Raw genomic sequence first — 13,261 nt, 5'->3', positions numbered from 1 at the left:
TATTGCAGTCCGGCCTAGGAGGCCACTATAGAGGTCTTGGGGCGGGCAAAGATCATGCGTCCAGCGGAGGTTTGCAGTGACCCGGTCACCACCACCTCTAGCTCTTCGCCAATGTAGTCGCGGCCCTCTTCAACCACCACCATAGTGCCGTCGTTGAGATAGCCCACGCCCTGGGAGGGCTCTTTGCCCTCTTTGAGAATCTTCAGATCAATGTCGTCGCCGGGCAGGTAGGCGGGGCGAATAGCCTGGGCTAGATCGTTAATATTGAGGACTTCGACATCCTGAAAGCTGGCGACTTTGTTGAGGTTGTAGTCGTTGGTAAGCAGCATGGCGTTGAGTTCTTGGGCCAGCTTTACCAGCTTGGCATCCACGGTGGGGATGTCATCGTAGTCGACAGAATTGATCAACAGGCGGTTGGGGTAAGACTCGCGGATGCGATTGAGTACATCTAGCCCACGCCGACCGCGATCGCGCTTTTGGTCATTGCTGGCATCGGCTACGTTCTGAAGCTCTTGCAGCACAAACTGGGGCACCAGCAGCTGGCCCTCCAAAAAGCCGGTATCCATTAGCCCCTCAATGCGGCCATCTATAATGCAGCTGGTGTCGAGCACCTTGGTCTTGCTGGGCTTGAGGGTGCCCTCGGCCACCAGGGTCGATTCCAGCGTGCTGGGGCTGACCAGGCGCAGCAGCGATCGCCCGTGGGTGTCGGCCAGGTTCATCCCCGACACCGCAAACAGCACGCTGCCTAACACCGCCGTCATCGGCTTAATAAAGCCAAACTCCGAGGGAATGGGCAGCAAAAACAGCGGTGCCAGCATCAGGTTGGCGATCAGCAGACCTAGCACCAGACCCACGGCGCGGGTGAGAATGCGATCGGGCGGCAGTTCTTTAACCTGGCTTTCTAGGCGGCGGTAGCTGGTCTGCATGACCAGGCCCAAGCCCGTGCCAATCAACCCGCCGAACACGGCGGTCACTGCACCCAGCGCCTCAATGTTGGTAACCTGCTGCAAAATCGGCTGGGGCAGCAGATCAATGCTGTAGAACCCGATGCCCGCCCCGGCCAGGATAAATGAAAAGATGATCAGTGCGTCTAGCATGGTGGTCTGCGGTTCTGGCCTTGATTTTGCAGCGGTTATAGGCTAAGTGCCTATCCCTCTCAGTGTACTCCCCTGGATCAAAAGCAGCCGACGAAACGCCACTGGGGGAGCCAGGTTGGCAAAAGTATACCGCTAATGCCCATCTTCCTAGCCGTCCTACCGGCTCTGCAATAATGGGGGGGTTACTGCACTTGCGTTCTCCATGGCTTTGCCCTTTTTGCGATCGGCGGTGGTTCAACTGACGGCCTACACCCCTCACGTTGAGTCAGCAGACGACCCATCCCCCGCTAATTTCGACATCCTTGACACCAACGAGTGCCCCTACGATCTGCCCGAGGCGCTTAAAGAAAAGCTGGCCTGGCACCTGCACCACGACGTCGCCGCCAACCGCTATCCCGACGGTGGGCATGGGGCCCTGAAGAGCGCGATCGCCCAGTACGTCACCGAATCCGCCAGCGGAACCGCCGTTAGCGCCGACCATATCTCCGTCGGCAACGGCTCCGACGAACTGATTCGCTCGCTGCTGATCGCCACCTCCGTCGGCGGTGAAGGCTCGGTCCTGGTGGCCAACCCCACCTTTTCGATGTACGGCATTCTCGCCCGCACCCTGGGCATTCCGGTGGTGACAGTAGGCCGCAGTGAAGCCACCTTTGAGCTCGATCTGGCCGCAGCGCAGCAGGCGATTGACCAACCCCAGGAAGCCCCGGTGCGAGTAGTGTTTGTGGTGCACCCCAACTCCCCCACGGGCAATGCTCTCACCGCCGCCGAGGTAGAGTGGCTCAAGTCTTTGCCCCCCGAAATCCTCGTGGTGGTGGACGAGGCCTATTTCGAATTCAGCCAGCAGACCACCGTGGCGGAGGTGCTGACTCGACCCAACTGGGTGGTGATGCGGACGTTTTCGAAAGCCTTTCGCCTGGCGGCTTACCGAGTGGGCTATACCGTGGCGAATGCAGAGTTGACTCAGGCGCTCGAAAAGGTGCGCCTGCCCTACAACTTGCCCAGCCTCACCCAGGCGGTGGCTCAGCTGGCCCTCGCCCACAGGCAGGAGTTGTTGGCAGTGGTGCCCGAGATTCAGCAGCAGCGGCGGGAACTGGCCGATGCGATCGCCCAGCACACCCCCCTGCGGCTCTGGCCCAGCGACGCTAACTTTCTCTATGGGCGACTGCCAGTGTCCTCTGGTCAATCTTCAAGCGCAGAGCTAGAGCGCTGGTTTAACTGTCTGCGCAGGCAAGGAACGCTGGTGCGCCACACAGGTGGCGGCCTGAGAATCACCATCGGCACCCCAGCGGAGAATCAGCGAACCTTAGCCCACATGCAGCAGCTGTAGGGTGCTTCGCCGAAAGCCTGTCTGTCACTCTCAGTGCGGTCGGGCGAATGCCCTTTGCCCCTACACCAGGGCTCTAGCGCGGCGGACGGTGTAGGGGAGCACGCCTACGAGCAGGGCAAAGGCCTCGTCGGGCACGTTGTCGACAATGCTCTGGTCAAAGTAGCTCTTGAACTGTTCGAGGATAAGCTGGGCGCGATCGATGGGCACCGGCTTATCGGTAAAGTTTTGGGTGAGCCGCACCCACTGCAGGCGAATTTTAAGGGCTTTTTGCTGGGCCTCGGCCGATTCAGGAGAAATGAGCGACAGGCTGCCCAGGGGAATCACAGCTCGGCAGTCGGCATCCAGGCCACCGCCTACAGCGGCACCAGGGCCGGCAAACTCGGTATAAAACTCTTTGTGGATAATCAAACCGTTGCGACGGCGGCTGTTGACAACCCACAGTTCACCACCGCGAATTCTAGCCAGAATGTCATCGTCTTCTGGCAGCAGCAGGCCAGACTCAAAAAATGGGTTTGACAGGCTACTCACTGGGCTAACGGCGTGGGAAAGCATAGGCCGAGCCGCAGAAAATCCAGGGGAGTGCAGAGAACTCCCGTATCCTGGCCCTGGAATATTCTGCTCAAAGTTGGAGATCATCCCCGTCACATAGTAGCGACAACAGCTCAATTAGCTACAGTCTGGGTTATTTTTGAGTGCTCTGGTTACTAAGTGTTCCCAGGCCTTCATTCTAGGGTAAACGCCTATCGAGCCCTCGGTGAAGTGTTTAGCTACGCTGAAGTAGGGATAAATTTCTCTGTTTGTAGCTTGATGTTTCTGTGAAGTTGTCTGGTCGGACTAGGGCTTGGTTGGGTGAGACGGCGGCTGTAGGGTTTTGTGCATCATCAGCCGCCGGGCCTGTAGCCCTAGCCATGAGGCTGGTGAGTCCTCGGTCTGCACGACTGAAAATCCTGCCTTGCGATAAAGTGCCCGGGCCGCTAGGTTGTCTTCCATGACGTGGAGTTGCAGCTCACGGATGCCCCACCGTTGCGCCACCTGTTCGCACGATCGCAGCAGGGTGATGGCAATGCCCTGCCGCCTAAAGGTTTGATCGACCGCCAAATTTGAAATGTAGACGTGGCGATCGCCCTGCCAGGGCCAGGGCTGGCGGAGCGAGGCTTCCACAGTACCGGCAATGGCCTCTCCGCTAGTTGCAGTAGAACCTGAGGTGGGGGTGGCGACGGCAGCCAGACAGGCGTAGCGAGGCGACTGGGCCTTGAGCCGCTGCTTCAAATCTTCGTAAATGCCGAGCCGAATGAAGGGATAGACCCACAGCCGCCAGCCGTCGCGATCGTAAAAGCTGCCGGTGAGCACGTCGGTAAGCCGGTCGAGATCGCGCAGACTGGCTGGGCGAACGTGCGGCTGGGGTGCTGCCGGGGCCGGAAGGGAAGAAGAAATATTTGGGTCGGCCTGTACCATGAGCCTCTGCGGCAAACACAACTATTGCCAGCGCTGCCGTTCGCGGAGCGAGTGCCCGGCCCTCAGCCGGACGGTTGGCCATCGCCTTAGCAGTCAATATACCCTTCTCTCCCTGCCCAGGGAGTACGATCGAGAGAATCATTTTATTTACAGCTCGACAACGCCGATACTGTCTTTGGTCTGCCCTAGCGAGGGCATTGCTAGCTATGGCCAACTCCTCATTTCTGACGACCTTTGCCCGCCACCGCGACCCCAAGCTGCTGTGGCCAGTGGCTGCTGTGGCCTCAGTGCTAACCCACGGCCTGGCCTTGGGAATGGTACGAACCCTAGCTATTCAAACCCCGACTCTGCCCGAGGGTGAGATGGCTCCGCTGCCGATTCAGCTAGTGGAGTTGTCTGCCGCTCAGGCTGCCCCTGGGCAGTTCGCCGAAGACACGGATGTCGCATCCTTGGCTGACGCCTCGATTGCAACAACGGATCCATTGGCGGCGGCTGCGACGTCCCCATCGCTGCAGACCGCCCCAGCAGAAGCTTCGCCAGTTGCTCTGGCCCTCCCGTCGATAGAACCGTCGGTTTCCTCACCGCCACCAGTGGATAGTCCGCCAGTGGCTCCGGCTCCTCGCCCTACTCCGGCTTCAGTTACGCCACCGCCTCCGGTGGCTCCAGTCTCTCCCCGTCCGGAACCACCGGTTTCGCCAGCGCCAGAGGTCAGCCGACCGCCGGGGACAGAGGCGCAACCTGGGGTGGATAGTCCGTCCCAGGTTGCGCCGCCACCGTCGGCACCCCCAGGGAATGGTGCGTCGGGTGAGACTGAGGGGCAGGGCGGGCAAGTGATGCCCGTGGGTATTCGCCCTGACCCCAATGGCCGTGACATTCCTGAAACAGCTCCGCAGCTGTTGAGCACCAGCGCTATTGCAGTGCGGCCTTTAGCCTCGATCTGTGGGTTTGCCAACCTAGACGCGCTGCTGGCAGGAAGCTCGACTGCCTCGGTGCAAATGCAGATTCGGGTGGAGCCCAGCGGCGAGATTTCTAACGTGCGGCTGGTGCAGGGCACGGGTAACAGCGCGGTGGATGATTTGGTGGGTTGTGTAGTGCGGCAGCGTTTGCGTCTGCAACCGGCCAGCTCGGCGGGGGTGCCTCAGCTGACGGATGCGTTTATTTTGGATGCACGGATTCAGTTTTGAGGGCATTGCTGATCAGCAGTATGATTTGCCCCCCTAGCCCCCCAATGCTGAGGGGAACCAGACGACTTCAAAATCCCCCAAAATTGGGGGTTGGGGGGCCGATGCAGCAACTATTGCTTTTGCAAATTCATTCCTCAATTCAGTAACGCCGTTTTGAGGGTTTGGTTTTGAATTTTCGCGTTTGAGCACAGCTCAAAATTCAAAATTGAGAATTCAAAACTAGCGTTAGCTCTGCAAGTGAGTGGTGTCGTTGAAGCGTTTAATGCGCCACAGTTCGCTATTGAGGCGGTTGGGGCCGGGTTGGGGCCAGCGATCGCGATCGAGCCAAAATTCAAACAGGGCGGTGTTGGCCATGGGCAGACCCCAGGCGCGATCGCAGCCCATCAGGCAGGCGATCGCGTGCTGCAAAATCCAGTGGTGGCCAATGACGAGAATGCGATCGCCGTTGCGGTGACGCTCGATCAGCCCATCCACTACCCGCTGGGCTCGGTTGTGGCCTTGCTCTAGGGTTTCGGCTTGGGGAATGGGCTGCCAGTCGAGGCTGGTTTCGAGCTGGTGGCAGAGGTCGGGATGGCGATCGCGGGCTTCAGCCCAGGTCAAGCCCGTAAAAATTCCGGCGTCGTATTCTTTAAGGTCATCCAGCAGGGTCATGGGCACCGCTTGATCAGAGGCCAGAGTCACAGGCTTCGGAGGTTCCGTGGTATCAGCATCTGGGGCCGGGGTCAGCCCATCGATCGCTTGAAAAGTCTTTTCTCCTAAGCCGTTGACTATGTCTGTCAGGGTGGCGGTGGAGCGGGCCAAGGGACTGCAATAGAGGTGGGTAGGGTGCCAGCCGGTGATGGCCAAATGTTGGCCCAACCGTCGCGACTGTTCAACGCCCAGGGGGGTTAGCTCGGTAGAGCTGCATCCTTCCATGCGGCCCTCGGTGTTGCCCACCGACTGGCCGTGACGCACAAGCAGCAGTTTGAGAACGGGCATTGGCCAGATTTAACGATAAGCTTCCCAAGCCTAAGTCTAGGCCGCTTAGCGGACGATTTTGCCCTCATCTGCTGTTTTCTACGGGCGGCTCGCAACGGGATAGGGACAACCAGGCGATCGGCGGAAGATTCTCTCAGCTAAAGGTGAAGCTGTCGATGGGGTGAGGGGAGTAGAGGGTGAGTGGGCAGGGGGGAGGGGTAGGCTAGGGGAGTGGGGAAAGTGTCTATTGATGCGCCCACAATGCTGGAACCATGCCAAGATGCTAGAAAAATTGCTCAGTTTTGCGGTTTACCTATGGTTTGTTCGGTTCACCCAACGTCAACCTTTGCCTGTCGCTGTGGTCTTGATGCCGTCGATCGCCAGCGGTTGGGACTATTCCTGAGCGTAGTGCTGGGGTTTGCGGTGGTGGAATGGCTGGTGGGTAGCCAGAGCCACAGTCTGGCGCTTCAGTCGGATGCGGGGCACATGCTGACCGATGTGGGGGCGATCGCCCTGGCGCTGTCGGCGAGCTGGCTGACGCGGCTGACGCTGGCCCGCCCTCGACCGGGGCAGCCGCGACTGGAAGCGATCGCGGCTCTGGTAAATGGCCTGGGACTGCTGGCCATGGCGGGGTTGATCTCCCTAGAGGCTTGGCAGCACCTAAGTGCGCCACCTGTGGCCTTGGTTAGCGGGCCGATGTTGGGGACGGCCCTAGTGGGCCTAGCCATCAACGGATTTGGAGTGTGGCTGCTGCACGGCCAGGGCGATGAGTCGCTGAATCGGCGCGGGGCGTTTTTGCACGTGGTGGCCGACCTGGTGAGTTCGGTGGGGGTGATTGTGGGGGCGCTGTGTATGGCGCTGTTTCACTGGTTTTGGGTCGATGGAGCCTTGAGTTTGGCGATCGCCCTGCTGATCGGCAGCAGCGCCCTGCCGCTGATTTACCAAAGCTGGGGCCACCTGAAGGGCAACCGGGACAATGCTGGCCCAGACCTGTCTTCCCTTGGGTTTTTAGAAGCTGGGCGCACTGACCTGAGCGCCCACATTTTGGGGTCAGCTTCTACCCATGAGCCGCTGGCAACGGCTTTGGGTAACAAACCTCGTGTATTGGCGACAAAACTGCGCCACAACGGCTTTTAAACTCTAATATTCATAGCTAGGTGGCCATCTCTGCATGGGCCAGCACTGCACTGTGTCTACGGGAGTTCAACCATGGGTACCTGGGTTAAGGAAACCGATGAAGCTTTTTACCTGATGCAGGGAAACCAGTGGATCTCCCGCATTCAGAAGCGTCCCTCTGCCGGAAACCCCAACGAGCGGGTGCTGAATGTCGAGGGCATGCGGGACTGGTTTTTGCGATCGGACTCGCCCCTAGCCATGACGGTGTCGGTAGGTACTGGTGGGCCAGAGCCAGAGCAGGCGGGTTCATCAGGGGGGCAAACCCCACCGCCCGAAGGCGAAACTCCACCCCCGACGGGCGGCACTTCGCCCGCAGAACCGGGCGCGGACGGCGAACCCGCTCCCGAACCTGTCAAGAGCCTGGCGCTGCGGGTCAAGAGCACGACTTACTTTAAGCTCCAACCCAAACTGGCCAGCGATCTCACCGATGCTGAAAAGGTGTTGGTCACCAACGGCACGACCTTTAATATTCAGTACTATATCGACGTAGGCAAAAACCACTGGCAGGTGCAGCTGCTCGAACCCACCCTGGGCGATAAAACCAATCGCACCTGGTATGTCTACACCCCAGACATTGACGTGTTGACCGGCGTGCGGCTGCGGGTGATCAGCGATACCCTCTTCAAGACCGAGCCTAAAATTTCGTCGCAGCTAAGCGAGTCGCAGAAGGTGTTTGTGAAAAACGGCACCCAGCTAAACTTGCTGGCCTTTAAGCCAGCGGCAGGTGACCACTATGAGGTCGAACTGGCTGATGCGATCGTAGGGGCCGAAGTCAACACCAAATGGTATGTCTACAGCCTCGACACCAAGGTAGACGGCAACCGGCAGACCCTAGAAATTACGGGTGACACCATCTTTAAGGCTCGGCCCGTGCAAGCTAGCCAGCTCTCTGATGCCGATAAAGTGCTGGTGAAGAAGGGCACGGTGTTTTTGTTAAACTCCTACGCTCAGCCCGAGAGCAACCATGTGCGGGTGGCCCTGCAAGGTGCCTTTCTCGGCCCCCAAAATCGCACCTCTTGGTATGCCTATGTGCCTGATATTCAGATTTCGGGCACCGAAATTGATAACCGTCCCGGTGACCAAGGGCCAGGACAGCCCAGCAATCCTGTTGATCGGGGCGTGGCGATGAGCTTCCCTGGATTTACGGGCACCTACTACTCCAACGATCCGATTCAGCCCAAAAACCGCTATGGTGTGCGGGGCAACTTTACCTGGGGTGAGGCTCTGCACGTCAACCGCTCTACGGGGGCTTACCGTCGCCCCGCCAACGCTGGCGTCGTCTATAACATTTTGAAAGTGGCCGACGCCATGGAAGAAATTCGCAAGATGTACGGCGATAAGCCGCTGAAAATCAATTCCTGGTATCGTGACCCGGCCACCAACGCGGCGGTAGGCGGAGCCTCAATGTCGCGTCACCTATCGGGCGATGCGGTGGACTTTGTGGTGCCCGGTGTGCGGTGCTTTGATGTATATGCGCGGCTCAACGGCTGGTGGGGCAACCGGGGCGGGCTGGCCAGTTCTTCGGTGTTTACCCATATCGATGTGCGGGGCTACCGAGCCCGTTGGAGCTACGGCTACTAGGCCCGGTTTTGTGCGGCGAGGCTTGATGGCTCTGCGGTGGGTTAATCCTCATCGCAGAGCTGCTGGGCGATGTCGATATCCTTGTTCAAGGTTTGTAGGGGCACAGCATGCTGTGCTCCTACCTAGAGCAAGCAGGGACGCCAAAAGGTTCCTAGCTCTGGTAATTCTCACCCTGATGCTCAGCCTAGGGGGAATGCCGATCGCGGGCCTGGCGCTTTTGCCCCCGCCGGAGACGGCTCTTACCCCAGATTTGGCAGATTTTCCTCTAGTGAAATCCTACGATTTGGGCATGGCCAATCTGGCCCAGAGTGGCACGGCTGTAGACACCATGCCGCTGGCGCTGACGGGGGCGATCGCCCTTCCTCCCGGCAATTCTCCTGTTCCCTGGGTCGTGGTGCTTCACGGTCGCCATGCTGGGTGCCACTTTCAGCCCGAGGCTACCAGCCAGTGGCCCTGTGACCCTGAACCTCGCTTTGATCTGGGCTTTGCCTACCTAGCCCAAGCTCTGGCTGAAGCTGGCTACGGTGTGCTGATTCCCAATCTCAATGCGGCTTTTAGCGAGACCTACGGGGCCACCGCCGACACCCGCAACGACTTTGCTGACCAGCGCAGCGGCCAGATTATTGACGCTCACCTCACCCGCCTGACCCTGGCTAACCAAGGAGATGTCTCTGGTTTTGGGATACCGTTGGTGGGCCGCGTTGACTCGACCCGTCTGGCGATGGTGGGTCACTCTATGGGCGGTGGCGCAGCGGCCCTCAGCGCTCTGCAAGGTAGAACCGTTTCTGACCTGAACCCGTCGGCCCTGGTGCTGATCAGCCCTACCCGCAGCTACCCCATTGCCCAACGCCCCAATGCCTACCAGCTGCCTGATGTGCCGACGGCGGTGATCGCTGGGGGGTGCGATCGCGACATTTTTGACCTCAGCAGCCTCTACTACGTCGAAACCGCCCGGCAGCAGCCCCGCACTACGCCGATTGCCGGAATTCTACTTCCAGGAGCCAACCACAACTATTTCAACGCCGCTGTGGCTGAGGATGATTATTATCGGCAACCAGATAACGGGCCGTTGTGCAACCCTCAGCGATCACGCGATCGCCTATCGCGGGTGGCCCAAGAAGACTTTCTCGCCCAATATACCCAGGCGTTTTTGCGCACCGTCTGGTCTCCCCCTGGATCGGCTGGCCTCGCTGAAGTGGGCATGGCTCCTGACCGAGCGGCTCCAGCGGAGCTGTTTGAACAGTCGGTACTCACCGCTCTCGTGTCTCCCAATGCCCAGCGCTACACCGTCTTTGAGGCTGAGGATGCTCCGGCTGCCATTCTCACCGCCGGTCTCAAGGCAACCTTCTGTGAGCCGCTGACCGATTGCCAGCAGCCCTCACGCCCCTATCCACACTTTCCGACCCTGCTCACCCTGGGGTGGGAGGCCGCTACAGAATCGCTGCAAGTGCCCCTGGAGGGCGTCAACGTCAGCAGTTTTACCAGCCTGGAACTGCGTCTCGCCCCTGACCCATCCTGGTCGATACCCCAGGGGCAGCCCGTGTTTGCGGTGGTGCTGCGCGATCGCCAAGGAGGGGCGGCACGAGTCGAAATTCTCTCGACGGTGCCTGCTTTGAGGCAGTTTGAGGCTGACTCTACCCACGGCAACACGGCACCCCTCTATCCCAGCGCCCTGCGCGTTCCCCTAGGGCAGTTTTCAGGCGTAGATCTGGCGGCGTTGACGAGTGTGGAGCTAGTGTTTGATCAGGTTCCCCAGGGCAAACTGCATCTGGCCAGCATTGAGTTTGTGGGGCAAAATTAGGCTTTCTAAATGCCCTCGAAGGTGCTGTGGCGAAAGGTGTAGCCTGCCGCCTTGAGTTTTCGATTCGACACCCGCACGTTGTAGGGCCGAGCACTGGGTTGAGATGGATCCCACTGTACGGGTTCCAGTTGGTGGGCCTGGCAGACGCGATCGATCAGCTCGCGTACGGTGGGAATTTCGTCTTGCACCAGGTTGTAAAGGCCGCTGAGGGATTGGGATTGGGCAAAGGCGATCGCCCCTACAATGTCATCTAAATGAATCCAGTTGCTGCCTTCGTGGCCGGAGCCGGGGCGGGTGGTGCCAGCGGCGCGGCTGTAGATTTTGGCTAACTCGCGCCCTAGGCCGTAGATGCCGCCGAGACGGAAGATGCAGACGTTGCGCTCGGGCGTAGTTGCCTTCAGCAGAGTTTGCTCGGTCTCGGCCATGGTGCGGGCATTGTCGGTGGCGGGTTTGACTGGGTCATCTTCTCTCACCCAAGCGCCATCGTAGTTGCCATACACGGAATAGCTGCTGGTGAAGATAATCTGTTTTAGGCTAGGAGCCTGATCGAGAGCGCCCACAACCGTTTGAGCCGTCTTTAAGTAGACTTCTTCGTAGTTGGCCTGGCGACCGGCCCCTACGCAGATGAGCAGCGTGTCTTGATCTTGTAGGAGAGCGGCAATGCCACCTGCATCTGACCCCTGCACTACCTGCACAGCCGCTGCTATGGAACGTAACTCTTCAATTCGGTCGGGGTTGGTGGTGGTGGCGGTGACCTTGACGCCTTGGCTGCCCCAAAGCTGGGCCACTGCTTTGCCCACGTATCCACAGCCCAAAATTGCTGCATTCATGGCTTTAAGATCCTCAGTGCTGCGATCGCGGCGTTTTTACGTGCTTCTTTGATGCTGCGGCCTTGGCCGATGCCATAGTTTGTGCCGCCAGCCCAAACTTCTAGGGTAAATACTTTGGCGTGGTCTGGGCCAAGGCGCTCTTTTTCTAGGTAGCTGGGCAACGTGCCACCCATGTGGGCCTGTACATATTCTTGCAGCTCAGTCACGGGGTCGGTGGCCTGAAGGTCTAGGGCGCGATCGATCAGGGGGCTCATGATCGCCTCAACATAGCTATAGGCGGCGGCAATGCCAGCGTCTAAGCGGTAAGCGCCGATCACCGCTTCAAACATGTCGGCCTGAACGCTGGGATTGTGGCGTTCGTGCTGGGCTCCAGCCCCAAGGCGCATTTGGTCGGGAATGCCTAGCTGCACTGCTAGCTCTGCGAGGGAAGGCTCATCGACGAGGCGATCGCACCGCTGCGACATTTCCCCTACAGCCAGGTGAGGATAGCGGGCAAAGATTAAGTCGCGCACCACAAGTTCAAGAATGCCGTCGCCCAAAAACTCTAGGCGATCGTAGTCGGGGCCTTCGTTGGGATGTTCGTTGGCGTAGCTGCTGTGGGTGAGCGCTTGCCGAAGCAAAGCTGGATTTTGAAAACTAGGCAGAAGCATTTTAGGCTCACTAGACAGAAAAACCGGGTTTCTTGCTCTAAACTTCAAAAGCTAATTTAGCTATTAAAGTTTAGTCGAAACCCGGTTTCAAAACCGGTGAGCTTAGGATAGTTCAGTGGTGTCCATGAAGTGGCGATCGCACTCTTGCGCGGTTCCACTAGGGAAATAGTAGATTGTGAATCTGCTTAACTAAGCGGCAGGTGGAAAAGACCTACGCCCTGATGCAGCAGTTGGTTGGTGATGACCAAACACAGACTTAACTCTGTAAAGCTTTAGCAGCACCTCTTCAGCGTCGGGGTATCGTTCCATAATAAAGTTGATCATGTCATCAGCTGTGCAACTAACTCTAGTACCACCATTCCAGGTATGAAATTCTTTGTGAATTTCCTCATTGAGTGTAATGAGGTTATCTACACAGGCTGCCAGATCTGGATATGCTTTGTCAGAGTAAATATGATGCGCTGCAAGATCGAATTTATGTGCTCTACTGCTCTGAATTAGAGTGATCTGGCATGTCTTTCGATCTCTGTCTTTAGCAGCATTTTTTGCCTTTTCTATTTCTTTTTTTCGAGACTCTTCAGCGCTAATAATCAGCTTAAATGCTTTTTCTCCTACTACCTCAAGCGCTTTGCACCATTCTCTGCGATCTTTTACAGTAAGCGATTGAGACAATTCTTTGCCCAAACGATAAAAGCCAGATAAAGAATAATATCTAACGCCGTCAAAATCATCAAAGTCTTTGAACTTTTCAAGGGGTTGTCCAGAACTTTGAATTGCATCAAACGCTCGATTAAGACGGGCATAGCTTGTGCAAAAAATATTGACTGCATCCTTCTTAGATAGAAAATGCCTGTTGTTTCGAAGGGTTAAAGAGCTACAGTTCTCATGAATTTTTCGTCGAACAAATGCATTTCGAAGTTTTTCTTTGTGTCTAGTTATAAACTCAATAATGGTAGCCCAAAAGCTTTTGGGTTCTACTGAGTCCATATACTTTGCGATCGCAAATGCTCCGTGCTCTGCAAATATACGTTCTTTATAGTTCCTATTAATGTAGATATAGTGATCTTTCTCGCGTAGTTCCCACTCATCATTGGGATCGGACTCGAAGAATCTTATGATTTTCTCTAACTCTTCAACGGTTATTTCTAGAGCTTTCGCTAACTCTTCGTCTCTAATAGTGAAATTTGAGGTGTCTCTTGCCAT

The 13,261-nt window shown here is 57.5% G+C and carries 12 protein-coding genes; 5 read left to right on the top strand and 7 right to left on the bottom strand.

Going from position 1 to position 13,261, the window contains the following annotated elements; translation table 11 throughout:
- Positions 1 to 14 precede the first annotated feature (14 nt).
- A complete protein-coding gene (locus H6G07_RS18650) occupies positions 15 to 1,097 on the bottom strand; it encodes a PIN/TRAM domain-containing protein (RefSeq protein ID WP_073608103.1) in 1,083 nt (360 codons plus the stop codon).
- A 202-nt stretch (positions 1,098 to 1,299) separates the two neighbouring features.
- Between H6G07_RS18650 and H6G07_RS18645 the strand changes: the two genes are divergently transcribed.
- Positions 1,300 to 2,424 carry a histidinol-phosphate transaminase gene (locus tag H6G07_RS18645; RefSeq protein WP_073608102.1) on the top strand — a complete coding sequence of 375 codons (1,125 nt, stop codon included), beginning with the start codon at positions 1,300 to 1,302 and terminating at the stop codon, positions 2,422 to 2,424.
- 60 nt (positions 2,425 to 2,484) lie between these two features.
- Here H6G07_RS18645 and H6G07_RS18640 read toward each other — a convergent pair whose 3' ends face one another.
- Both H6G07_RS18640 and H6G07_RS18635 read right to left on the bottom strand, forming a co-directional pair.
- Positions 2,485 to 2,976, bottom strand: a complete 492-nt coding sequence (locus H6G07_RS18640; protein ID WP_073608101.1) for a hypothetical protein — start codon at positions 2,974 to 2,976, stop codon at positions 2,485 to 2,487.
- A 282-nt stretch (positions 2,977 to 3,258) separates the two neighbouring features.
- Positions 3,259 to 3,879 carry a GNAT family N-acetyltransferase gene (locus H6G07_RS18635; RefSeq protein ID WP_073608100.1) on the bottom strand — a complete coding sequence of 207 codons (621 nt, stop codon included), beginning with the start codon at positions 3,877 to 3,879 and terminating at the stop codon, positions 3,259 to 3,261.
- A 206-nt stretch (positions 3,880 to 4,085) separates the two neighbouring features.
- On the opposite strand from H6G07_RS18635, the gene H6G07_RS18630 reads away from it, so the two are divergent.
- Complete coding sequence (locus H6G07_RS18630; protein ID WP_139296999.1) at positions 4,086 to 5,063, top strand: TonB C-terminal domain-containing protein; 978 nt, start codon at positions 4,086 to 4,088, stop codon at positions 5,061 to 5,063.
- A 225-nt stretch (positions 5,064 to 5,288) separates the two neighbouring features.
- Here the strand turns inward: H6G07_RS18630 and H6G07_RS18625 are convergent, their stop codons facing one another.
- A complete protein-coding gene (locus H6G07_RS18625; protein ID WP_073608098.1) occupies positions 5,289 to 6,041 on the bottom strand; it encodes a histidine phosphatase family protein in 753 nt (250 codons plus the stop codon).
- A gap of 294 nt (positions 6,042 to 6,335) precedes the next feature.
- Here H6G07_RS18625 and H6G07_RS18620 point away from each other — a divergent pair, with 294 nt between their 5' ends.
- The 3 genes from H6G07_RS18620 (at position 6,336) to H6G07_RS18610 (ending at position 10,578) form a co-directional block, all read left to right on the top strand.
- The gene (locus H6G07_RS18620) at positions 6,336 to 7,157 is read left to right on the top strand and encodes a cation diffusion facilitator family transporter (protein ID WP_073608097.1); all 822 of its coding nucleotides are present in this window, start codon (positions 6,336 to 6,338) and stop codon (positions 7,155 to 7,157) included.
- 72 nt (positions 7,158 to 7,229) lie between these two features.
- A complete protein-coding gene (locus H6G07_RS18615; RefSeq protein WP_073608096.1) occupies positions 7,230 to 8,777 on the top strand; it encodes a D-Ala-D-Ala carboxypeptidase family metallohydrolase in 1,548 nt (515 codons plus the stop codon).
- A 175-nt stretch (positions 8,778 to 8,952) separates the two neighbouring features.
- Positions 8,953 to 10,578: an alpha/beta hydrolase family protein gene (locus tag H6G07_RS18610; protein WP_139296998.1), complete on the top strand. Its 1,626-nt coding sequence runs from the start codon at positions 8,953 to 8,955 to the stop codon at positions 10,576 to 10,578.
- 5 nt (positions 10,579 to 10,583) lie between these two features.
- Here the strand turns inward: H6G07_RS18610 and H6G07_RS18605 are convergent, their stop codons facing one another.
- The 3 genes from H6G07_RS18605 to H6G07_RS18595 form a co-directional block, all read right to left on the bottom strand.
- Positions 10,584 to 11,408, bottom strand: coding sequence for an SDR family oxidoreductase (locus tag H6G07_RS18605; protein WP_073608094.1), 825 nt, complete (start codon positions 11,406 to 11,408; stop codon positions 10,584 to 10,586).
- Positions 11,405 to 12,058 (bottom strand): ribonuclease III, encoded by a 654-nt coding sequence (gene rnc / locus H6G07_RS18600; protein WP_073608093.1) that lies wholly within the window; start codon positions 12,056 to 12,058, stop codon positions 11,405 to 11,407. The genes H6G07_RS18605 and rnc overlap by 4 nt, the downstream gene beginning before the upstream one ends.
- A 189-nt stretch (positions 12,059 to 12,247) precedes the next feature.
- Complete coding sequence (locus tag H6G07_RS18595) at positions 12,248 to 13,261, bottom strand: hypothetical protein (protein ID WP_073608092.1); 1,014 nt, start codon at positions 13,259 to 13,261, stop codon at positions 12,248 to 12,250.

This window comes from Phormidium tenue FACHB-1052 (assembly GCF_014696675.1).
Classification (GTDB): Bacteria; Cyanobacteriota; Cyanobacteriia; order Phormidesmidales; family Phormidesmidaceae; genus Nodosilinea; species Nodosilinea tenuis_A.
This window is presented reverse-complemented; position numbering and strand designations above follow the sequence as displayed.